18 protein-coding genes and 3 pseudogenes are annotated in these 22,293 nt (G+C 42.8%); 13 read left to right on the top strand and 8 right to left on the bottom strand.

The window, feature by feature from the left end:
- Positions 1 to 103: 103 nt before the first annotated feature.
- Positions 104 to 1,645, top strand: coding sequence for a ferredoxin--nitrite reductase (locus tag GQR42_RS04020; protein ID WP_158198990.1), 1,542 nt, complete (start codon positions 104 to 106; stop codon positions 1,643 to 1,645).
- Positions 1,646 to 1,865: 220 nt separating this feature from the next.
- Here GQR42_RS04020 and GQR42_RS04015 read toward each other — a convergent pair whose 3' ends face one another.
- Positions 1,866 to 2,900, bottom strand: coding sequence for a PstS family phosphate ABC transporter substrate-binding protein (locus GQR42_RS04015; protein WP_158198989.1), 1,035 nt, complete (start codon positions 2,898 to 2,900; stop codon positions 1,866 to 1,868).
- A gap of 505 nt (positions 2,901 to 3,405) precedes the next feature.
- Between GQR42_RS04015 and pstS (GQR42_RS04010) the strand changes: the two are divergent.
- The 5 genes and pseudogenes from pstS (GQR42_RS04010) to pstB (GQR42_RS03990) all read left to right on the top strand — a co-directional run bounded on the left by pstS (GQR42_RS04010) (position 3,406) and on the right by pstB (GQR42_RS03990) (position 8,885).
- Positions 3,406 to 4,534: pseudogene (gene pstS, locus GQR42_RS04010) on the top strand (phosphate ABC transporter substrate-binding protein PstS).
- Between the two features lie 94 nt (positions 4,535 to 4,628).
- Complete coding sequence (gene pstC / locus GQR42_RS04005) at positions 4,629 to 5,588, top strand: phosphate ABC transporter permease subunit PstC (protein ID WP_151696972.1); 960 nt, start codon at positions 4,629 to 4,631, stop codon at positions 5,586 to 5,588.
- 553 nt (positions 5,589 to 6,141) lie between these two features.
- Positions 6,142 to 7,035 (top strand): phosphate ABC transporter permease PstA, encoded by an 894-nt coding sequence (gene pstA / locus GQR42_RS04000; RefSeq protein WP_002789476.1) that lies wholly within the window; start codon positions 6,142 to 6,144, stop codon positions 7,033 to 7,035.
- 95 nt (positions 7,036 to 7,130) lie between these two features.
- Positions 7,131 to 7,934 (top strand): phosphate ABC transporter ATP-binding protein PstB, encoded by an 804-nt coding sequence (gene pstB / locus GQR42_RS03995; protein ID WP_158198988.1) that lies wholly within the window; start codon positions 7,131 to 7,133, stop codon positions 7,932 to 7,934.
- Between the two features lie 153 nt (positions 7,935 to 8,087).
- The gene (pstB, locus tag GQR42_RS03990; RefSeq protein WP_002789477.1) at positions 8,088 to 8,885 is read left to right on the top strand and encodes a phosphate ABC transporter ATP-binding protein PstB; all 798 of its coding nucleotides are present in this window, start codon (positions 8,088 to 8,090) and stop codon (positions 8,883 to 8,885) included.
- Positions 8,886 to 8,937: 52 nt separating this feature from the next.
- Here the strand turns inward: pstB (GQR42_RS03990) and GQR42_RS03985 are convergent, their stop codons facing one another.
- Positions 8,938 to 10,056 carry an ABC transporter permease gene (locus GQR42_RS03985; protein ID WP_158198987.1) on the bottom strand — a complete coding sequence of 373 codons (1,119 nt, stop codon included), beginning with the start codon at positions 10,054 to 10,056 and terminating at the stop codon, positions 8,938 to 8,940.
- A 4-nt stretch (positions 10,057 to 10,060) separates the two neighbouring features.
- Positions 10,061 to 11,161 (bottom strand): ABC transporter permease, encoded by a 1,101-nt coding sequence (locus GQR42_RS03980; protein WP_158198986.1) that lies wholly within the window; start codon positions 11,159 to 11,161, stop codon positions 10,061 to 10,063.
- A 354-nt stretch (positions 11,162 to 11,515) separates the two neighbouring features.
- Here GQR42_RS03980 and GQR42_RS03975 point away from each other — a divergent pair, with 354 nt between their 5' ends.
- From GQR42_RS03975 to GQR42_RS03965, 3 genes are all read left to right on the top strand, one after another.
- The gene (locus GQR42_RS03975) at positions 11,516 to 11,782 is read left to right on the top strand and encodes a hypothetical protein (RefSeq protein WP_002789481.1); all 267 of its coding nucleotides are present in this window, start codon (positions 11,516 to 11,518) and stop codon (positions 11,780 to 11,782) included.
- 68 nt (positions 11,783 to 11,850) lie between these two features.
- On the top strand, positions 11,851 to 12,429 hold the full coding sequence (locus tag GQR42_RS03970) for an IS607 family transposase (protein WP_158202375.1): 579 nt from the start codon (positions 11,851 to 11,853) through the stop codon (positions 12,427 to 12,429).
- Positions 12,429 to 13,652: an RNA-guided endonuclease InsQ/TnpB family protein gene (locus GQR42_RS03965; protein ID WP_158198985.1), complete on the top strand. Its 1,224-nt coding sequence runs from the start codon at positions 12,429 to 12,431 to the stop codon at positions 13,650 to 13,652. Before GQR42_RS03970 ends, GQR42_RS03965 begins: the two co-directional genes overlap by 1 nt.
- Before the next feature lie 96 nt (positions 13,653 to 13,748).
- Here GQR42_RS03965 and GQR42_RS28300 read toward each other — a convergent pair whose 3' ends face one another.
- Genes GQR42_RS28300 through GQR42_RS03955 form a run of 3 tightly spaced genes read right to left on the bottom strand, consistent with a single transcriptional unit; the run spans position 13,749 to position 16,934 of the window.
- Positions 13,749 to 14,594 carry an ABC transporter ATP-binding protein gene (locus tag GQR42_RS28300; protein WP_233271258.1) on the bottom strand — a complete coding sequence of 282 codons (846 nt, stop codon included), beginning with the start codon at positions 14,592 to 14,594 and terminating at the stop codon, positions 13,749 to 13,751.
- Positions 14,536 to 15,654: an ABC transporter ATP-binding protein gene (locus GQR42_RS28295; protein WP_233271257.1), complete on the bottom strand. Its 1,119-nt coding sequence runs from the start codon at positions 15,652 to 15,654 to the stop codon at positions 14,536 to 14,538. Before GQR42_RS28295 ends, GQR42_RS28300 begins: the two co-directional genes overlap by 59 nt.
- Before the next feature lie 2 nt (positions 15,655 to 15,656).
- Positions 15,657 to 16,934, bottom strand: a complete 1,278-nt coding sequence (locus tag GQR42_RS03955; protein ID WP_158198984.1) for an HlyD family secretion protein — start codon at positions 16,932 to 16,934, stop codon at positions 15,657 to 15,659.
- 589 nt (positions 16,935 to 17,523) lie between these two features.
- On the opposite strand from GQR42_RS03955, the gene pstS (GQR42_RS03950) reads away from it, so the two are divergent.
- Positions 17,524 to 18,492 carry a phosphate ABC transporter substrate-binding protein PstS gene (pstS, locus tag GQR42_RS03950; RefSeq protein ID WP_158202374.1) on the top strand — a complete coding sequence of 323 codons (969 nt, stop codon included), beginning with the start codon at positions 17,524 to 17,526 and terminating at the stop codon, positions 18,490 to 18,492.
- A 15-nt stretch (positions 18,493 to 18,507) separates the two neighbouring features.
- Here pstS (GQR42_RS03950) and GQR42_RS03945 read toward each other — a convergent pair.
- Positions 18,508 to 19,249, bottom strand: a pseudogene (locus GQR42_RS03945) (IS1 family transposase); the annotation flags it as partial.
- Between the two features lie 170 nt (positions 19,250 to 19,419).
- Here GQR42_RS03945 and GQR42_RS03940 point away from each other — a divergent pair.
- A pseudogene (locus GQR42_RS03940) lies at positions 19,420 to 19,788 on the top strand (phosphate ABC transporter ATP-binding protein); the annotation flags it as partial.
- 144 nt (positions 19,789 to 19,932) lie between these two features.
- Here the strand turns inward: GQR42_RS03940 and GQR42_RS29390 are convergent.
- Positions 19,933 to 20,058: a hypothetical protein gene (locus GQR42_RS29390; RefSeq protein ID WP_257792613.1), complete on the bottom strand. Its 126-nt coding sequence runs from the start codon at positions 20,056 to 20,058 to the stop codon at positions 19,933 to 19,935.
- Between GQR42_RS29390 and map the strand changes: the two genes are divergently transcribed.
- On the top strand, positions 20,057 to 20,821 hold the full coding sequence (map, locus tag GQR42_RS03935; protein WP_158198983.1) for a type I methionyl aminopeptidase: 765 nt from the start codon (positions 20,057 to 20,059) through the stop codon (positions 20,819 to 20,821). The two genes, GQR42_RS29390 and map, sit on opposite strands and share 2 nt — an antisense overlap.
- 175 nt (positions 20,822 to 20,996) lie before the next feature.
- Positions 20,997 to 22,178, top strand: coding sequence for an aldo/keto reductase (locus GQR42_RS03930; protein WP_158198982.1), 1,182 nt, complete (start codon positions 20,997 to 20,999; stop codon positions 22,176 to 22,178).
- Positions 22,179 to 22,293 lie beyond the last annotated feature (115 nt).

The following is a 22,293-nucleotide window of genomic DNA, read 5'->3' as shown; positions in this document are numbered from 1 at the left end:
CGACGGTATTTTAAAGAATACTTATTGTTAAATTCCGATTTCTTCATTTCTAACCCGCACCAACTAGAACAATTGCACCCACAAACCAGAAGGAGATAGATTCGTGGTACAAGCACCTGAAAAAGATGGAACAACTCTCAATAAATTCGAGAAATTTAAAGCCGAAAAAGACGGATTAGCCATTAAAGATGAACTGGATCATTTTGCCCAAATTGGTTGGGAAGCGATGGATAAAACCGATTTAGAACATCGCTTAAAATGGGTGGGGGTTTTTTATCGTCCCGTCACCCCGGGCAAATTCATGATGCGTTTGCGGGTTCCTAACGGCATTATTAGCAGTGAGCAAATGCGCGTTTTAGGGGAAATCGTGCAGCGTTACGGCGATGATGGCAATGCCGATATTACTACTCGTCAAAACTTACAATTACGCGGTATTCGTATCGAAGATATTCCTGATATTTTCCAACGACTAAAATCCGTGGGTATGACTTCGGTACAATCGGGCATGGATAATGTCAGAAATATTACCGGTTCACCCATGGCAGGACTAGACGGGGATGAATTAATTGACACCAGGGAATTAGTCCAAAAAGTCCAAGATATGATTACCAACTGCGGTCAAGGTAATTATCAATTTACTAATCTGCCCCGCAAATTTAATATTGCCATCGAGGGGGGACGAGATAACTCCGTTCATGCGGAAATTAACGATATTGCCTTTGTTCCTGCCTATAAAGAGGGAGAATTAGGTTTTAATGTAGTGGTAGGTGGCTTTTTCTCGGCTAAACGCTGTGAAGCGGCAATTCCTATGAATGTTTGGGTGAGACCGAATCAGGAAGTGGTGGATTTATGCCGAGGAATTTTGGAAGTTTACCGCGACAACGGATTGCGCTCCAACCGTCAAAAATCCCGTTTAATGTGGTTAATTGATGAGTGGGGAATTGAGGAATTCCGCACGCGGGTGGCTAATCACTTAGGTTATCCTTTGGCAACGGCAGCCGAAAAAGACGCTATTGACTGGGAAAAACGAGATCATTTAGGAGTTTTTCCCCAAAAACAAGAGGGATTGAGCTATATCGGTCTTTGTGTTCCCGTTGGTCGTCTATTTGCCGATGATATGTTCGATTTGGCCCGGATTGCCGAAGTGTATGGCAGCGGAGAATTGCGTTTAACCGTGGAACAAAACGTGATTATTCCCAATATAGCGGCTGAAAATATTGCGACTCTTTTAACCGAGCCTTTACTGGCTAAGTTTACCCCCAATCCCACTCCTTTACAACGAGCGCTCGTTTCCTGTACGGGGGCGCAATTCTGCAATTTTGCCCTGATTGAAACCAAAAATAAGGCTGTGGACTTGATTAGTCAGTTAGATGCCCAATTAAATATCCCCCGGGGTGTGCGTATCCATTGGACCGGTTGCCCTAACTCCTGCGGACAACCCCAAGTGGCCGATATCGGTTTGATGGGGACAAAAGCTCGCAAAGACGGCAAAACCGTGGAGGGAGTTGACCTCTACATGGGGGGTAAAGTGGGTAAAGATGCCCACCTGGGAAGCTGTGTACAAAAAGGGATTCCCTGTGAAGACCTAAAATCGCTGTTAACCTCTATCCTCATCGAACAATTTGGGGCAACACCGAAAGGTTAATTAAGTAGGGTTTGCGGCAAAAAGTTTTTCGTGGGGGTAGGGTGTGGGGTGTAGGGTGTGGGGTGTAGGGTTTTACCGATTTTGAGGGTGTCAATTACCTAATTTTCAGGGAAAAAGTATCTGAATTTTCCCCCCGAACACTCCCATATCCGGTACTTTTTGATTGACAAAAAGTCTAAAAGTCTTACCCAACAAGGTTTTTAGATTTATTCAGCAACCCCTACTTCGCTTCAAATTGAGCTTGTTTGCGAAGTAATTCCCCGATGGTTAAATGGGGTTGGGGTCGGCCATCAAAAACTGTTCCTACCTCAAATTTTTGCAACTGTACCCGTGCCAAATGATAGGCCTCATCCGGTAAGGGAATATAACCAATACTATCTAATAAATTGGGAACTCGATCGAGATAATATTCGACAAATTTCTCTAAAGCGGGATTCTCTTGGGCTTTTTGGGCATTAACATAAATAAACAAAGGACGAGATAAAGGCTGATATTTACTATCCTCGACATTGCTGCGAGTTGGTTCAACACCGTTAACTTTCAAAGCTTTTAATTTATCCCGATTTTGTTCATAGTAAGCATGGCCAAAATAGCCTAAAGCGTTGGGATCTTGACTGACGGCATTAACTAAAGCTTGGTCATCTTCACTAAAATTAAAGTCCCCACGACTGGCATCTTTGCCGTTAATTACCTCACTAAAAAAATCGTAGGTTCCAGAGTCTTTACCTGGCCCGTGAAGGGTAATCGGTTGGTCAGGCCAAGCGGGATTAATTTGATTCCAACGTTTGATTTTATTCTCGGCCGCTGGTTCCCAAAGAGTTCTTAATTCTGTGGTGGAAATATCATCAACCCAGTTATTTTGGGGATTGACTACCACGGTTAAAGCATCAAATGCGATCGGTAGTTCGATAAATCTTACCTTATTAGCATCACATTCTTTTAATTCTTCCACAGAAATTGGACGAGAAGCATTATTAATATCGGTTTCTCCCGCACAAAATTTTCTAAAACCACCGCCGGTTCCTGAAATATTAGCATCAATTTTAACATCAGCCAAAGCTTTGTTAGGGGTATTAGCTTTAAAATCTTCGAGAACTTTGTCGGTAATTGGTGCTACGGTACTCGAACCATCGATTTTAATTGGTTTTAGGTCTTGAGGATTAATATTGGCACAAGCGGGTAAAAGTAGGGCAGTTCCTAGGATGGTTGCTACTACTTTGGTCGGACGAGATAGCTGAGTAAAAATTTCTAGCATAGGTGTCAAAAGGAGAAAGTAAAAACGGGTATTGGGGAGTTTTTTCAGTTATCAGTGAACAGTAAACAGTAATCAGTGAGGGATTTGGGGTTTGGGTGTTGGGGAGTTTTTTGCTGTAATCGGTAATCGGTGAACTGAAAACTCACATCTGATAACTGATAACTGATCACTGATAACTGATAACTGATCACTGATAACTGATTCAAAGCTGAGGGATGATGGATAAAAACCTTAATCTTTTCTTTGTTGTTTTTACGTCGCTACAATGGTAAAGAAAGAGAAAAACCTCGTCTAAACATGAAAAGTTAGCGGCTTTACTCTTCGATCACAACGATATTCAACCACAATAGATGGTAAAAGAAGTTGAGATTTTTGTCTAGTTATCGAGAAAACTTTTCTTGACAATACATTATGTTTTTTTATTCACTTCTTAACCTATTCTTTACCAATCGATGGTAAGTTTTAGCGTAAGATTTAAGGCAGTTTACGGATCAAAATTAATCCTATGCTCAACAAAAACAGAACCCATTTACTAACAGCCTTATCCCTAGCCACTTTAACAGCGACTTTAACCGCTTGTGGGGGCGGCGATAGGGCGGGAACTGGCGGAGAGGGAAGCAATAGAATCGCCCAAGTTCCTCTGCAAGGAGAGGTCGCCCTCAATGGTGCGGGCGCTTCTTTTCCTGCCCCCCTATATCAAAACTGGTTTGTCACCATCAATCAACTATTTTCTAAACTGCTAATTAACTATCAATCTACTGGTAGCGGGGCGGGAGTCGAACAATTTATCCAAGGTACGATCGATTTTGGCGCTTCCGACGTAGCCATGAGTGACGAAGATATGGCCAGAGTTAGCCGCGGGGTTTTACTGCTACCGATGACGGCGGGAAGCATCGTTATGGCTTATAATTTGCCCGGAGTAGAAGGGCTGAAACTAAGTAGGGAAGCCTATGTAGGCATCTTTTTAGGCACGATTACCCGTTGGAATGATCCTAAAATTGCCGCCGAAAACCCCGATTTAAAACTACCCGATGAGGAAATTACTGTAGTTCACCGGGCAGACGGTAGCGGAACAACGGGAGTTTTTACCAAGTTTTTAAGCGCCGTTAGTCCTGAATGGAAAAAAAGCATCGGTGAAGGAAAAGCCGTACAATGGCCGACCAAAAAAGGTAAATTTCTCGGCGGTAGAGGAAATGAGGGTGTAACTGCCCTAATTCAACAAAATCAAGGCTCGATCGGTTATATTGAGTACGGTTTCGCTAAAAATAATAACCTGCCCATGGCCACTCTACAAAATCAGGCGGGTAAATTCGTCATTCCCGATGAAACCAACGCCGCTGCTACCCTCGCTAACGTTGAACTACCTGAAAATTTACGCGCTTTTATCGTCGAATCCCCCGGGGGAAAATTCCTATCCCATTGTCACCTACACTTGGATGTTGGTCTATAAAAAATACAACGATCCCCAAAAAGCTTTAGCAATGGAGGGGATGATCGAATTTGGACTTAACCAAGGACAAGAACAAGCCGGTCCCCTTGGTTATATTCCCCTACCGAAAAATGTCCGCGAACGAGTAGCCGCCGCTGCCGATGTCATCTATCCTGATTACACGATCAAGGTCAAGGTGGATTAGTCGCCGAAAAAATGTATTCAAAGTTACAATAATATTGTAGAAAGGCCAATTTCGACCTTAGCTACCTCAAACTAGCTGGATTTTAACCCTAATCATGAGTGCGCCCACAGTTTCGCCCGACTCAACTTTCAAAGAACGTCCAGAATCGGAAAAAATCCTCGATAAAGGCTTTGTTGGATTAACTACCGCCTTTGCCATCGCTATTGGGGTAATTTTGCTCCTAATTGCCCTGGTTATTTTTATTCGGGCCCTACCAGCGATTCAAACCTTTGGTCTGGGATTTTTGACCAGTAGCGCTTGGAATCCCGTGCGCGGTCGGGAAGAATTCGGAGTTCTGCCCGTTATCTACGGAACTCTCGTTAGTTCTCTGATTGCCCTCCTGATTGCTGTTCCCCTCGGTATCGGTTCAGCCATTTTTTTAAGCGAAGATTTTATTCCCTTAAATGCGCGGACAATTTTAGTTTTTCTCGTACAACTTTTGGCCGCTATTCCCAGTGTTGTTTACGGATTATGGGGTATATTTGTACTGATTCCTATCCTCAGACCCCTTGGTAACTGGTTAAATGCTAATTTTAGTTGGATTCCTCTGTTTAGCACGCCTTTAGGGGGGCCAGGGATGTTACCCGCGGGGGTAATTTTAGCAATTATGATCCTGCCGATTATTATCGCTATCTCTCGTGACTCTTTGGCCGCTTTACCGCCAGATTTGCGGCAAGCTTCCCTAGGTTTGGGGGCAACCCGTTGGGAAACGATTTTTCGGGTATTAATTCCTGCCGCTTTTTCTGGGATTGTCGGGGGGATTATGTTAGCTTTAGGGCGCGCTTTAGGGGAAACCATGGCAGTAACGATGATTATCGGCAATTCTAACCGCATTAGTGCCTCTATTCTCGCTCCCGCTAACACGATCGCTTCCTTATTGGCTAACCAATTCGCCGAAGCATCGGGAATGCAAGTATCGGCACTCATGTATGCGGGTTTTGTTCTCTTGGTTTTGACCCTAGTAGTCAATATCTTCGCAGAATTAATCGTTAATCGCGTCAAAGCTAAGTATTAAGCCATCGGTCGTCAGTTATCAGTTATCAGTTATCAGTTATCAGTTTTGAGTTTTAAGTTTTAAGTTTTGAGTGAGCAGTATGTATGGATATTCTCGACTTTGTTTGATAATTTTTGCTTATGGAATCGTGAAATGCTTACTAGGCAACACTTTTAGGACTATTTTGCGGAAAAAACTATCAGTATAGACCTCGTTTCCACACAGAAACCAGAAAAGCCTATGTATTAAGTGTTCATCATCAAATGGCAGTTTACTGCTGTATTTTCACTTTTCACTGTTTACTAATCACTGATAACTGATTACTGTTCACTGATTACTGATTACTGATTACTGATAACTGTTTAAGTAGCTGGTTATAATTAAATTAAAAATGGATTTTAGCTTCGATCCTCCCTTAATTCCCCCTTAATCCTAGGGTTGATTCATAGTAGGGTTGATTCATGAATCAACCCTACCCTTAATCCCCCCTTGATAAGGGGGGGTGTCCGACAACTTTTAACACCTACCTACTTACTGTTCACTGATAACTGATTACTGCTCACTGATAACTGATATGGATAGTGCGAATTTAGGCAATAATCTCAAAAAGAAACCGAGTAGTCCTCGATCGCTATTGGGGACAATTATGACCGTTCTCTCGGCTTTATGTTTAGCTGTCACCGTGATTCCCCTCTTTGCCGTCCTAGGCTTCGTTTTTGTGCAAGGGGTGGGTCGTTTAAACGCTAATCTCTTTACTAAATTACCACCACCGCCGGGGTTAGGGGGGGGAGGCATCGCTAACGCCATTTTAGGCACAATTATCGTCGTTGCCCTAGCCACGGCGATCGCAGTTCCCATCGGCGTTTTAGCGGCGGTTTATCTCTCGGAATTTAGCGGTGATAACAAACTTGCCCAGGGTGTGCGCTTCGCTACCAACGTTTTAGCGGGTGTCCCTTCGATTATTGTCGGGGTTTTCGCCTACGGTTTGTTAGTTGCCCCCTTATTTGGCGAAGGAACAGCCCTTTTAGGCTTTTCTGCCCTTGCCGGTTCGATCGGTTTAGCGGTGTTAATGTTACCGACTATTATTAGAACCACCGATGAGGCTTTAAAAATCGTTCCCCAAGACATCCGCTGGGCAGCCATGGGTTTAGGGGCCTATAACTACCAAACCGTCCTAAAAATCGTCCTTCCTGCCGCAGTTCCCGCTATTTTGACCGGTGTGACCTTAGCAATTGCTAGGGCTGCCGGAGAAACCGCCTCCTTAATTTTTACGGCATTATTCTCTAACTTTTGGCCTCGGGGTGTCTTTGAACCGATTGCCACCCTTTCGGTCTTAGTTTTCAACTTTGCTACTGCCCCTTTTGCCCCTCAACAGCAATTAGCTTGGGCAGGTGCTTTAATTCTGGTGCTTTTGGTGTTGTTAACTAACATTTTATCCCGTTTAGCCACGCGCCAGAAAACCTATTAAGTCAGGGAAAAAGTGAAAAGCAAAAAGGGATATTTAAGTAAAAATCTACCTATCTTTCCAATTCCTCAATTAGCCAAATTCAAGGTAAATAATTTATGCTAACTAACTCTAACCCCCATTCTACAGGAACCGTTTTAAAGGTCGATAAGGCTGATATTTACTATGGCAATTATCGGGCAGTACGAGACGTTTCGATCGATATTCCCAAAAATAGAGTCACCGCTTTTATCGGACCGTCTGGATGCGGAAAAAGTACCATTCTCAGGTGTTTTAATCGTCTCAATGATTTAATTCACGGTTTTCGTATTGACGGCAAAGTTTTTTATCATAACCAGGATATTTACTCTCAAGAGGTGGATCCTGTCGAAGTAAGAAAATATATCGGTATGGTGTTCCAGCGCCCTAATCCTTTTCCCAAATCCATTTATGATAATGTGGTTTACGGAGCGCGATTAAATGGTTATAAAGGCGATTTGGATGAATTAGTAGAAAAATCCTTGCGTCGGGCTGCTCTCTGGGAAGAAGTAAAAGATAAACTGAAAGAAAGCGGTTTTTCCCTATCGGGGGGACAACAACAAAGATTATGTATTGCTCGCGCTATTGCCGCTCAACCAGAAGTATTATTAATGGATGAACCCTGTTCGGCACTCGATCCAATTTCAACTTTAAAAGTTGAGGAATTAATGCACGAATTAAAAGAACGTTATACAATTATTATTGTTACTCACAATATGCAACAAGCTACTAGAGTAGCAGATTTAACGGCTTTTTATAACGCTGAACCCACCGATAAAGGTGGCAAAATTGGTTATTTAGTCGAGTTTGATCATACGGACAAAATCTTCGGTGATCCTCAAGAACAAGCAACTAAAGATTATGTTAGTGGACGTTTTGGCTAAATTCAGTTATCAGTTATCAGTTATCAGTTATCAGATGTGAGTTTTCAGTGAACAGTATGAAGTGGCAAGTTGGGAGTTTTCTTTTCACTGATTACTGATTACTGTTTACTGGTTACTGAAAAAAACACCCATCTTCTTTTTCCTTTGAAAATTATGTATAGTACCGATGTTGTTACCGATGCGGTTTTGAGAACCAAAAACTTAAATGTTTACTATGGTTCTAATCTCGCTGTTCGTGATGTTAACCTTGATATTCCTGAGAAAAAAGCGATCGCTTTTATTGGTCCCTCTGGCTGCGGAAAAAGTACGGTTTTGCGCTGTTTTAATCGCATGAATGATCTGGTTAAAAGTGCCAAAATTGAGGGAAAAGTTACCTTTCGCGGTCAAGATATTTATGGTAATTCCGTTAATCCTATCGGGTTACGCAGTCGTATTGGTATGGTGTTTCAGAAACCGAATCCTTTTCCTAAATCTATCTATGAAAATATTGCTTTTGGGGCGCGCTTAAATGGTTACACTGGTGATATGGATCAATTAGTAGAGGAATCTTTAAAAAAGGCCGTTCTCTGGGATGATGTTAAAGATAAACTCAAAGAAAGTGGTTTAGCTTTATCCGGAGGACAACAACAAAGGTTGTGTATTGCTCGCGCTATTGCGGTTAAACCAGAAGTTGTTTTAATGGATGAACCCTGTGCGGCACTCGATCCAATTTCTACCCTAAAAATTGAGGAGTTAATTCACGAATTGAAAACCCAATATACTATAGTTATTGTCACCCACAATATGCAACAAGCATCGCGGGTTTCTGATTTAACGGCTTTTTATAATGCTGAACCGACCCCAAAAGGTGGTAAAGTGGGTTATTTAGTGGAATATGATCGCACCGAGGTTATCTTTCAAAATCCTGCTCAAGAGTCCACTAAAGATTATGTTAGCGGTCGTTTTGGTTAGAGTATTAATAATTAATCGTTATTCATGACTCCGGGATAGATTAATTTTTTCCCTAACTTAACTGATTGCGAAAACGTTTGGCACTAATAGTTAAAAGTATCACAGCGAAACCAATCAGAGCCAATACATGAACCCATAAAGCTTCTAAACCGACACCTTTTAAAAGAATACCGCGGATAATAGCTATGTAGTGACGGAGAGGATTAAAAAGAGAGAGATATTGAAAAAATGGCGGCATGGTTTCAATCGGTGCGATCGCTCCTGATAGTTGTACCATGGGTAAATTGATAAAAAAGGTGGTTAACACTACCTGCTGTTGGGATTGACAGATTGTCGCTAACATAATACCGACACCAATACTAACAAAAATATAGAGACTAGCTAAAGCCATAAATAGGAAAAAGTTGCCCCGAAATGGCACATTAAAAATCACTTTACCGATGGTTAATGCTAACAAAACATCACCCAAAAGGAGGATGAATAAAGGCACAACTTTAGCTAACAAAATCTCCCAAGCAGCGGCCGGAGTCATCAGTAATTGTTCGAGAGTTCCCGTATCTTTTTCTTTAACAACGGTGATGGAAGAAACGATAGAACCGATTAAAGTTAATACTAATCCCATGACTCCGGGGACAAAAAACCAACTGCTAGAAAGTCCGGGATTATAAAAGAAAATTACTTGTGTTGAGATGGGAAGTGGCCGATTTTGATTAACTTTTCCCGTGCCGAATTCTTGCACAATTTGATTGATATAACCCTTAGCAATTCCTGCGGTATTGGCATCCACTCCATCGATAAAAACTTGAATAGATGCGGTTTTTTCTTGGGTGAGATTGCGACTAAATTCGGGAGGAATTATCAAACCGGCGGTTAATTTTCCTGTTTCCACCTGTTGGGTTAATGTCTTCTCATCAAAAGTGATCATTTCGGCATCAAAAATCTGATTTTCGGTAAAAGCAGCGCTGAGAGAGCGACTTTCAGCAGTAGCGGCATAATCGACTATTCCTAATTTGATATGATGCACATCGGGATTAAGCGCAAATCCATAAATTAATAGTTGAATAGTTGGGGGTAAAATCAAGAGAATAATTAACTGTTTGTTGCGTAATATCTGGCGAATTTCTTTAATAACTAAAGAGAAAAAACGACCTGTAAATAATTGCTTAAACATCTTATTATTCTCCTAACTGCATTCTTGATAGAGCTTTTATTGCCAATAAAAATAAGACCATTCCCAAGAGGAAAATGATCACTAAATTATCGGCAATACCCGCCCAACCCACACCCCTGACAAAAGCATCTCTAGTAATTTCGATATAATAACGAGCGGGAACTATATTTGATACTAAAGAGAGGGGAAAGGGAATATTACTTAACGGATAAATAAAACCACTGAGTAATAAAGCAGTGAGAAAACCCACTAAAGAAACACCTTGCACCGCAGAATTTTGATTACTGGTACGCGCACCTAACATTAATCCAAACATCACACTTGCCCATAAATAGAGGATAGTTCCTAATAGTAATGGCATTGGATCACCGACAAAATTTAATTGAAAAATGAGACTACCTAAACCCATAACTCCGATAGCGATTCCGATTCCTACTATTAGATAAGCGAGGGATTTACCTAGTATTAATTCTTCGGCAGTGAGAGCGGAGGCATAAACTTGTAAAATTGTGCCTTTTTCCTTTTCTCGTACCATGGCGATCGCTGATAAAAGTGAGGGAAAAATCCATAAAACCACAGCATAAACCCCCGGTACAATATAGAGAGATTCTTGTCGTCCCGGATTAAACCAAAGTCGGGTGGCAGTTTCGATAGGAATAGTGGAGGAAATTAAGTTTTCTGCTTGTAAAAAAGAGCGGGTAGTCGCTTTAATCGCATTGCGAATAATTCGGGCATTATTAGCATCTGTACCATCAACAATTGCTTGAATTTCGGCAGTTTTATTAGCTTTGAGATTACGACTAAAATCGGGAGGAATCACAACAATTGCCCTAGCAATACCTCGATCTAAAGCGGTTTCAGGGTTGCCTTCCCAAACCACGGGAATAAATAAATTAGTGGAGAACAAGTGATCGCTATAATTTTGACTAAAAACTGTTCGATCTTGATCTTGCACTAAAAGCGGTATATCTTTCGCCTCTAAACGAATAGCAAAACCAAAGATAAAAAGAGTCATCACGGGCAAAATGAAAGCGAGGGCGAGGGTAAGTCGATCACGACTAAACTGCACTAATTCCTTACGACATTGGGAGAGAATTCGTTTCATAAAATTGCCCGATTACGGATAAATTTTTACGGCATTTTTAGGGAACTTATCACACCCTTTTGATGTCTAAGTGGGGTTTGCGGCAAAAAGTTTCTCGTGGTGGCAGGGTGTGGGGTGTAGGGTGTGGGGTGTAGGGTGTAGGGTGTAGGGTTTTACCGATTTTCAGGTGGTCAACTACCTAATTTTCAGGGAAAAAGTCCCCGAATTTTCCCCCCGATCACTCCCATACCCGGTACTTTTTGATTTCAAAAAAGCCCAAAGACATTATCCAACAAGGTTTTTAGATTTATTCAGCAAACCCTATATAATTCTCAGTAGAGAGACAGATAAAAAGCTCTAAAGGGATTGTAACCGATGACGGATGAAAGATTAGAACGGATCGAGAGCATACTACAGGCTACCGTTGTCCTCACGCAACAGAATCGAGAAGATATAGCACAGCTAACCCGTGAGGTTAGGACAATAGCAGCGAGTCTGGAACGAACCAACGAGCGCTTAAATCAATTTATCACTCAAGCTGAGAGCGATCGGCAGTTTTTCCGCAACGAAGTCACTGGTATCCGTACAGAAGTTAAGCGAATCGTAGAGCATCTTTTCGGACAATCCCCAGATCAGGAGTAAAGATTAGCCAACGGGTATTGTAAAGTTTCAATACAAATATGGTCAGATATAGTCAGGCATGGTAATATATAGATAGGAAACTATCAGACTATGCAAAAAAAACAGGAATAAGTTATCGAACGGCTTGGAGGTGGTGGAAACAAGGGAATTTAACAGGCTATCAATTGCCTTCGGGTACAATTATCATAACGGATGACAACCATTCAAAACCCGACTTGATAGCTTGCATTTATGCAAGAGTTTCCAGCGCCGAAAATAAAGACAATCTAGATAGACAAGCTGACCGATTAAAAGATTATGCTGTTGCCAGAGGCTACAAAATCTACAAAGTTGTCAAAGAAGTAGGCAGTGGATTAGACGATAATCGCCAACAATTAGCCAAAATTCTAGTTGACCCCAATTATAATGTTTTAATTGTTGAACACAAAGAGCGTCTAGCCAGATTGGGGACTAATTATCTAGAAATCTTGTTAAAAGAACTAGATAAAAAACTGGAAATTGTCAATCAAAGTGAGGATAAGCAAGATGAGTTGATGTCAGATTTAATAGCCATTATTACCTCTTTTTGTTCTCGAATTTACGGATTAAAAAGGTCGAAAAGAAAGACAGAAAAGATTATAGCTGAGTTAAAAGATAACGGAGAATAATGTTAGGAGCAGAAAGACACATTATCAAGAAAGGACATCGATTTTGGGCTGAGATAGATAATTTATCTTGGCAGTCTAAAAATCTCTACAACTCAGCCAATTATTTAATCCGACAAAACTTCATTTATGGCCATGGCTATTTGACCTATAATCAGATGGCCTCTCTGAGGTCAAAGACAGAACAGTATCAAGCTTTACCTGCTAAAGTTTCCCAACAAGTTTTAAGAGGATTAGACCGGAACTGGCAATCATTTTTTGCCGCTTCATCCGAGTTTAAAAGTCACCCCGATAAATTTCTGGTCAAACCCAAAATCCCTGGCTATAAGGAGCCAAAAAAAGGAAGAAATCTCTTAGTTTACACAATTCAAGCCATCAGCAAAGTAGGTCTTAAGCAAGGATTAGTCAAGCTATCAGGGACATCAATTGCATTGCCGACGAGAGTTGCGGAGCGCATAGCAGAAGTCAGAATAGTTCCTAAATGTGATTGTTATGTAATCGAGGTAATTTATGAGAAAACTGAACAGTTCTTAGCTCCTAATGAAAAGATAGCTGCGATAGATTTAGGCATAGATAATTTGATGGCTGTAACTTCAAATCAACCGGATTTTATCCCTTTGTTGATTAATGGCAGACCGTTAAAAAGCCTGAATCAATTTTATAACCAACGTCGAGCTAAGTTACAATCTCTGTTAAAAGGCAATCGTCAAAGTTCCCAGAGGATTCGCCGTTTAACTCGATGTCGAAATCAGAAAGTAGATGATTATCTTCATCAGGCTAGTCGTTATTTAGTCAATCTCTTAGTTGACCAAGAGATAACAACTTTAGTAATTGGGAAAAATGACGGTTGGAAACAAGAGGTAAACTTAGGGAAAGTCAATAATCAAAAGTTTGTGACCATCCCTCATGCTCGATTAATTGACATGATTAGTTATCAATGTCAATTAGTAGGAATTAAAGTGATTATTCAAGAGGAATCCTATACCTCCGTTGCTAATTTTTTGAATTTAGACCCCCTACCAGTGTATGGACAAACAACTGAAAAGCCAGTGTTTTCAGGAAAAAGGATTAAACGAGGGTTATATCGTACAGATAAGGGGATTCTGGTTCAATCTGATGTCATAGGTTCCTACAATATTTTACGAAAAGCATTCCCAAATGCGTTTAACCGCTATGGGATAGAGAGGTGCGTAGTTCACCCAAGGAGAATCAATCTCTCGAAGTAAAAGTGAAGGGAATTTCTGAAATGGAATTCAGTCTGTCTATATTTGACTATACTTTTACTAACTATATATTATCCAAGTTACCGGCAAAAAGCTTGATCAACCCTCATTAATTCTCTGCACAACGCTGATAAATGCATCTTCTAAAGAAAAGGGAAGCAAACGCAAGGATTGTACCTGTATTCCCGCGGTGCTGACAATCTTTTTTATCTCTGGAATTTCCCTGTCGGCATGATCGAGAGTGAGGTGCAAGCAATCGCCAAAAATCGAGACGCGCCAAGCTTGTAAACGGGTTTTTAAAATTTCTGCCGCTTGTTGCACTCGATCGAGACGTAATTCGATTAATTGCCCCGGTTGTGCTGCTTTAATTTGACTGGGGGAACCTTGCATCACCACTTCTCCAGCTACCATAAAACCCAGACGATTGCATTGTTCCGCTTCTTCGAGATAATGGGTTGTCACTAATACCGCAGTTCCCTGACGAGCCAAATCGTTAATCAAGCGCCAGAATTGTCGTCGCGCTAGGGGATCAACTCCAGAAGTGGGTTCATCGAGAAATAGTATCTCTGGTTCGTGCATGACGGAAGCGCCAAAAGCGACGCGTTGTTTCCATCCTCCCGGTAGTCTTCCGGTTAACATTGTTTCCCGTCCGATTAATCCCACCGTTTCCAAAACCCAAGCGATTTTTTGCTGACGGTAGCGCGGGGGAACCCCATAAACCCCGCAGTAAAATTCCAGATTTTCGATCACAGTGAGATCATCATAAAGGGTGAATTTTTGACTCATATAACCGATTTTTTGCCGTAAGAAGGGATTACGCAGGTCTTGACTACGCCGGGCTAAGGAAATCTCGCCCCCAGAGGCGGAAAGTAGCCCACACAGCATTTTAATCGTGGTGGTTTTTCCCGCACCGTTTGCCCCACCCGTATATTTCTCCGTAGTCAATGGTTAAAGTAACACCTTTGACGGCGCAAAAATTAGCGAAGGTTTTCCGCAAATCCCTAGCATCGATCGCTATTCCCGTGGTGATGGTCTCGGATTTAAACTTTGGTAAGGGGATAAAAGGGGGATCGGAACCCTGTTGTCGCAAACGGGTGACAAAGACGTTTTCTAGGGTTGCCTCGCTAGGGTGGATAGCGCTGAGATGATCGATCGCATTCTGAATAATTCTGGTTGCTTGCTGGGGATTGCCAGTTAACACATCTAGACGATCACCAAATAACTGCACGTCATTAATATTTTGTCCATCTACCAAAAGAAGTATTTTTTCGGCGGTAGCGGCGATATCGGGCGATCGAATTTCCAGACGTTGTAAACCGAGGCGTTGGCGCAATTGGCTGAGGGTTCCGATCTCGTGAATTTCTCCCTCGTACATCAAAGCGATGCGGTGACAACGTTCCGCTTCATCGAGGTAGGGAGTAGCCACCACAATTGTTATACCTTCGCGGGCTAAAGTGGCTAAAATATCCCAAAATTCTCGCCGAGAGACGGGATCAACTCCGGTGGTGGGTTCATCGAGAAGTAGGATTTGGGGACGGGAAATCAGGGCGCAACAGAGGGCGAGTTTTTGTTTCATGCCCCCGGAAAGTTGACCAGCAAGGCGATCGCCGATGCCCTTCAGGTTCATTAAAGTTAAATATTTATCCCGACGCGCTTGCCAATCCCTCTCGGTTACTCGGCGCAAATTGGCCACATAACGCAGGTTTTCATCAATGCTGAGGTCAAGATAGAGGGAAAATTGTTGGGTTAAATAGCCGATAGTTTGACGGACGTGACGGGGCTTTTTTCCCTCTAAATCCACATAACCACCCGATGGGTTGATCACCCCGCCCAGAATGTGAAAGGTGGTGGTTTTTCCCGCTCCATCTGGACCAATTAAGCCAAAAATTTCCCCTGGATAGACTTGGAAATTTATCCCTCTGACGGCGGCAAAATTGCCGTAGTTTTTCTGGAGGTTGACGACTTCAATTACGGGGGATAAAGAGCTATCGGTGGGGGAAACCATGGCTATTTCAAGTCAATTTTAGCATCGGCGGGCATCCCGGGTTTAGCGTAGGTTTGCGACTGATCGATCGCCAATCTCACCCCAAATACCTGCCGGACGCGATCTTTTTGGAAGTAAATATTTTCGGGAGTAAAGGCAGCTTTTAGATCGATCGCACTCACTTTAGCAGCTAAGGGGCGATCGGGATCGGAGTCGAGAAATACCTGCGCTGGTTTGCCCACATAAATTTTGCCGATGTCCCCTTCTGGTATATAGGCGCGCAGATAGATCGATTGGGGATCGATGACGGTGAGCAGGGTTTTCCCACTGGTAACTACGGCCCCGGGTTGCAAGGGACGATCCTGAACGATGCCATTAATGGGACTTTTTACCTGCATGGAGTCGAGACGTTTTTGTAATTGTTGTTGATTAGCGATCGCTGCTTGTAAATTTGCCCGGGCTATGGCCAATCGGGCCTTAGCTTGTTCTTTTTGTTGTTGGTAAGCACTTAACTGATTACTGCGAATGACGGAATTAAGGGCGGTGGAACGGGTTTGGGCTAAATTTCCCTGCGCTGCTCGCAGTTGCTGCCTGGCAGTGTTAACGGCGGCTTGTCGTGCCACGAGAGTCGCTTTAGCGGTGTCTAAGTCTGCTTTGGCTGCGTCGGCATCGGTGCGGGTGCGATCGAATTGTTGCTGGCTAACTACTCCTTGCCTAAATAGTTGATCGTAACGTTCCCGATCGGCTAAAGCCAGTTTTAATTGGGCTTCTGCCCTGATTATTGCCGCTTCTGCCTGTTTTACCTCCGCTTTTGCCTGTTCTACTGCCGCTTGACCGGCAGCAACGTTGGCACTCGCTTGGCTAACTCGTCCGGAGGAGTCTTCTTTTGCTTGGGCTAAATTGGCCTCGGCTTCTTGAATGCGACTTTCGGCCACGCTAATATCTAACAATGCTTGTGCTTCCTCTTGTCGGGCGGCGTGAACAGACGCGATCGCTGCTTGCAGTTGTTGATTAACTTCCTCATCGACGATTACTGCGATCACTTGTCCTGCTTTGACTCGATCGCCCTCCCGGACTAAAATTTGATCTACTCGTCCGCCAGTTTTTGCCCCGATATCAGTTTCGTCTGCTTCAATCCTGCCACTGACATTGAGTACCGTAGCTGGGGGGACAGGGGCAAAATGTCGCCAACCGAGATAACCGGCGGCAATCACAACAGCTAGGGGCAACAGCAACCGCGGGTTGAATTGCCGTTTTTCCGGGGCTACTGGCAAGTTAGGAACGGGGTGCGATCGAGCCATTACCTTTATCTCTCAAATTTGGCCAAGGTTGATAGTTCGATCTTAAACGATAACTAGGGGCGCAATTTTTGAGAACTTATCAGTAGTCGTGGACAATTAATTTCCTAGTTGAGACAGGAGACCTTTCAGTTATCAGTAAACAGTGATCAGTGAATTGAAAACTCACATCTGATAACTGGTAACTGAGCCATGAAACTGATTCAAGGCTTACGGCTGACAGCTAACAGCTTAGAACTGTAATTAATTTTGCTTAGGTAGTAAAATTAACTAGCAAAATACCAATTTTCTATAGTATTTGATATGCGCTTATCCCGATCTAATCTGTAATGATGGGATCTCAATTAGTTTTTCTTGGCATCGGCTTAAACCTCGTCTATTTTCCCTAGAAAATCTTGCCGATCAAATTACTAACTAACTACTTTTTATAATCAAGGTTAAAGGTTAAGAGTGATTAAAGTAAATTTAATCTTATTTAAACCAAAAAAAACTAAAATATTTCTAGATTTAAAAATAATATTTGTGCCTTAAACTATATTTTGAAGAAAGTTCAACTTTCCCAATTGTGCAGAATTCTTCAACCAGAAAATTTCTGATATTCTCAACTGCTACCCTAACTCGTGTGTGTGCTGTCTCCTTCGCCACGGCAGCAGCCCTAGCAGGGACGATGGGAGAAGCTTTCGCCCAAACCCTGAACGGTGCGGGAGCCTCCTTTCCCGCGCCCCTATACCAGCGTTATTTTGCCGACTATAAAAACGCCACTGGTGTCACCGTTAACTATAATTCCGTCGGTAGCGGTGCTGGTATTCGGCAATTTATCGCCGGAACCGTCGATTTTGGGGCTTCCGATGCCGCTCCTTCTTCCTCGGAAAAAAGCCAGATGAAAAACGGTTTATTGCTGGTTCCCACCGCCGGAGGAGCCGTCGCCGTGGTTTATAATCTGCCGGGGGTAAATAATCTGCAAATTTCCAGGGCTAACCTGGGTAAAATCTTCAGTGGCGAGATCACCAACTGGAAACAAGTGGATCCGAAACTGCCCGACCGACCCATTAAAGTGGTGGTTAGAGCCGACGGTAGTGGTACTACGGAGATTTTTACCTCTCACCTGAGTGCTATTAGTCCTTCTTTCAAAAGTAAAGTGGGAACCAGCAAAGAACCTAACTGGGGTTTTACCGTTCTCAAAGGACCGAAAAATGATGGTGTGGCAGCCCTGGTTAGACAAACAGAAGGCTCGATCGGTTACGTTCAAGATACCTTTGCCCGCAAAAACGAAGGGGCAACCATGAGAACTGCTAAAGTTCAAAATAAAGCCGGTCAATTTGTTGAACCGAGTCTCGCTCAAGCTAACAAAGCTATGGAAGGGATCAAGTTTAACGCCGATTTTACCGCTAATATGGACGATCCGGGCAGTGGTTATCCGATCGTCGGGATTACTTGGTTATTAGTACCGAGAGACTATGCTGATAACAAAAAAGCGGCGGAAATTAAAAGACTGTTGACTTGGATTCTGACCACTGGTCAAGGAATCGGTGGTGATTCGGTAGTAGTGATGGCGGCTTAATCCTTTGCTTTGCTGTGCATTGTAGTCATGGATAAAATACCAAAGGGTTCCCCAACGTGATTCTCCATTTTTTTAGAGAAAGATAGACTCTCTCTCACCAGCCGAGAAATCCTTTGTCGAAAGGTATTATTTAATCTTTCAATAGGATTAGTTTGACCAGTTTCTTTTCCGACCGGTCGATGACGTTTACTAGGAATTACTGTCTTATAGGACTCCCAAAAGTCTGTGTAAGCAACCGCACATTGTCGGTAAACGCCTGGTAAACTGGCCCCAAAGTTTTCTGGCTGATTGACGACTCCTATATCCGCGCATAGCAACCAATAATTTCTCTTGTATTTCTATCAATTAACCGCCAAATATAGACCTTTATCATCTTAGAAAAAACAAAAGACCACATCTCATCACATTCTACAACCAATTTACCTTTTGGTTTGTCCGAAACCTTTATTTGACGGGGGACAGCCGCCAGTTTATTGTTGACATAGTTTTGTAAACATGACCAAATTACCCCTGTTACTCTAGCAATTCCTCGTCAGGAAATTCGTTCGAGTAAGAGTTTGTCAATTAATTGTTTTGTTTCGTCAGACACGGTTTTATTAGTGGGATTGATCACAAACGGTTGACCACATTCTTTACATTGACGTTTGGGTTTTCCCTTATGAATAGAACCATTCTTGATCCTATGGTGAGAACCACAACGCTTGACAGGGGAATAGAGGTGAACTAGGGGGGGGACTTGGTTCGGTGCTAGACTGATATTTGAGTAAGCCAGACAGGAGCCAGAAAAAGATATTTATCAGAAAAGTCATGAGCAAGCTAGAGGTTTAAAGACTGAGCGGGTTCCAATTATTTTTATTAATAAATATTTTACACAATTCATACCAGGTAAGCAAGAGAGCTACGCCACTACTACCGAATCATTACCGGAATGAAGTTAAAGATCTGTTGAATAAATCTGCTTTAGGATTATCGGGAGGACAACAACAAAGATTGTGTATTGCTCGCGCTTTGGCAGTAAAACCAAAAGTATTATTAATGGATGAACCTTGTTCCGCTTTAGACCCCCTTTCTACCCTCAAAGTCGAGGAATTAATCCATGAGTTGAAGGAACAATACACGATCGTCATTGTCACCCATAATATGCAACAGGCCTCTAGAGTATCCGATCGCACGGCCTTTTTTAATGCCGATGAAACCCGCGTCGGTCGTTTGGTGGAATTTGACACCACCCAGAAAATTTTCACCGATGCAGTTAATCAACAAACTCGCGATTATGTAGCCGGTAGATTCGGTTAATTTCTCTTGTCAGGAGACGGGAGACAGTGATCAGTTATCAGTTATCAGTGATCAGTTATCAGTTATCAGTTATCACTGATCAGTAGTCAGGAGATTATTTTTATTTATTCTCCCCATTTCCCCATTTCCCCATTTCCCTACACCCTACACCCCATCTCCCCACACCCCACACCCCACTTCCATAACCCAACCCCCTAAACCATAAGGCTGCCCGATTTTGCTAGGATAAGAAATGTAACAAGAATCTTTCTCAACAGTCGGATAATTCATGGGCAACGATACCATCACCTTACTCTCTTCCCGGGAAATTGAAAAAATGCGTCGAGCCGGACGATTAGCGGCTAAACTGTTAGACCATCTGGCAGATATGGTTAAACCGGGGGTAAGTACCCTAGAAATCAATGACGAGGCAGAACGTTGGACTCGCGCCCATGGAGCCAAAAGTGCGCCCCTAGGATACCATGGTTTTCCTAAGTCCATCTGTACTAGCATTAACGAGGTTATCTGTCACGGCATCCCCAGCGCCAATCAAATCCTCAAAGACGGCGATATTATTAACATTGATGTCACCCCGATTTTAGAAGGTTATCACGGTGATACCTCGTGCACTTTCTTTGTCGGTACTCCCTCCCCCTTGGCCAAAAAGTTAGTGGAAGTGACCAGAGAATGTCTGCAAAGAGGCATAGATGCAGTGCAGCCGGGGGGTAAAATCGGCGATATCGGCGCCGCTATCCAAGAATACGCCGAAGGACAAGGATTTTCGGTGGTTAGAGATTTTGTCGGTCATGGTATCAGTAATGTTTTTCACACCGGTCCGCAGGTTCCCCACTACGGCATTCGCGGCAAAGGCAAAACAATTCGCCCCGGCATGGTATTCACCATTGAACCAATGATTAATGAGGGAACTTGGCAACATATTCTCTTAAAAGACGGTTGGACTGCTATTACTAAAGATGGTAAACTTTCGGCCCAATTTGAACACACCATCGCCGTCACCGAAACTGGTGTCGAAATTCTCACTGTACCCGATTAAATTTAGGGAACAGAGAACAGGGAATGGGGTAATGGGAGAATGGGGACATAGGGAAGTTTCAACTAATACCCCAAAACCCTAAAACCCCATCACCCCACTGATAACTGATAACTGATAACTGATAACTGATAACTGATAACTGATAACTGATAACTGATAACTGATAACTGAATATATGCAGTATCGTCGTTTCGGTCGCACTAATCTACAAATGCCGGTGTTTTCCTGTGGGGGAATGCGCTATCAATTTCAGTGGCAGGATTTGCCAATGTCGCAAATTCCCGACGAGAATCAAGGCAATTTAGAGGCAATCATTAATAAATCTCTGGAAGTGGGGATTAATCACATCGAAACCGCTAGGGGTTACGGCACTTCCGAGATGCAATTAGGCAAAATTTTGCCGCAATTACCGAGGGAAAAGATTATCGTGCAGACGAAAGTTTCTCCTAGTCAAGATGTGCGGGAATTTCGCCGTAAATTTGAGCAATCCTTGCAATTTTTACGGTTAGATTATGTGGATTTGTTGGGTATCCATGGCATCAACACCGAGGAAATTCTCGATGACACTATGGCTGAGGGCGGTTGTTGGCAAGAGGCGAAAAAATTACAGCAACAGGGAAAAGTTCGTTTTATCGGTTTCTCGACTCATGCACCAACTGATATAATTGTCAAGACTATTGCAACAAATTGTTACGATTACCTCAATCTGCACTGGTACTATATTTTTCAGAATAACTGGCTGGCCATAGAAGCGGCAAAACAGCAGGATATGGGCGTTTTTATCATTAGTCCCTCCGATAAGGGCGGCCATCTCTACAATCCTCCCCCTAAACTCGTCGCTCTCTGTTCTCCTCTCAGTCCGATGGTTTTTAATGACCTATTCTGTCTCAGTCATCCGGCCGTTCATACCCTGAGTATCGGTGCAGCGCAACCCACAGATTTTGATGAACACCTGAAAACTTTACCCTTACTCGATCGAGCCGAGGAGATTTTACCGGCAATTATCGAGAGATTGCAAGGGGAGATGATCAACTGTTTAGGCGATAATTGGGTGAAAACTTGGTCTATGGGTTTACCTAGCTGGGAAAATACCCCCAATCACATCAATATTCGTTCTATCCTCTGGTTACGCAATCTCGCTATCGCCTACGATATGATTGACTTTGCCAAGGCCAGATACAATCTCTTGGGGAATGGGGGTCATTGGTTCCCTGGTCAACAGGCAAAAGAGGTAGAAAAACTCGATTTAACTGCCTGTTTAGCCGCTAGTCCCCACGCTGATAAAATTACCTATCTTCTCGCCGAAACTCATCGATTATTGTCGGGAGAGACGGTACAACGCTTAAGCAGTAGTTAATTAGGGCTTGCTGAATAAATCTAAAAACTTTGTTGGATAAGGCTTTTAGACTTTTTTGAAATCCAAAAGTGCCGGACCTGGGGGTGATCGGGGGTAAAATTCAGGTACTTTTTCC

It is taken from the genome of Microcystis aeruginosa FD4 (genome assembly GCF_009792235.1).
Taxonomy (GTDB): Bacteria; Cyanobacteriota; Cyanobacteriia; order Cyanobacteriales; family Microcystaceae; genus Microcystis; species Microcystis viridis.
Note: the sequence above shows the minus strand (reverse complement) of the source record. Positions and strands in the feature narration are given on the sequence as shown.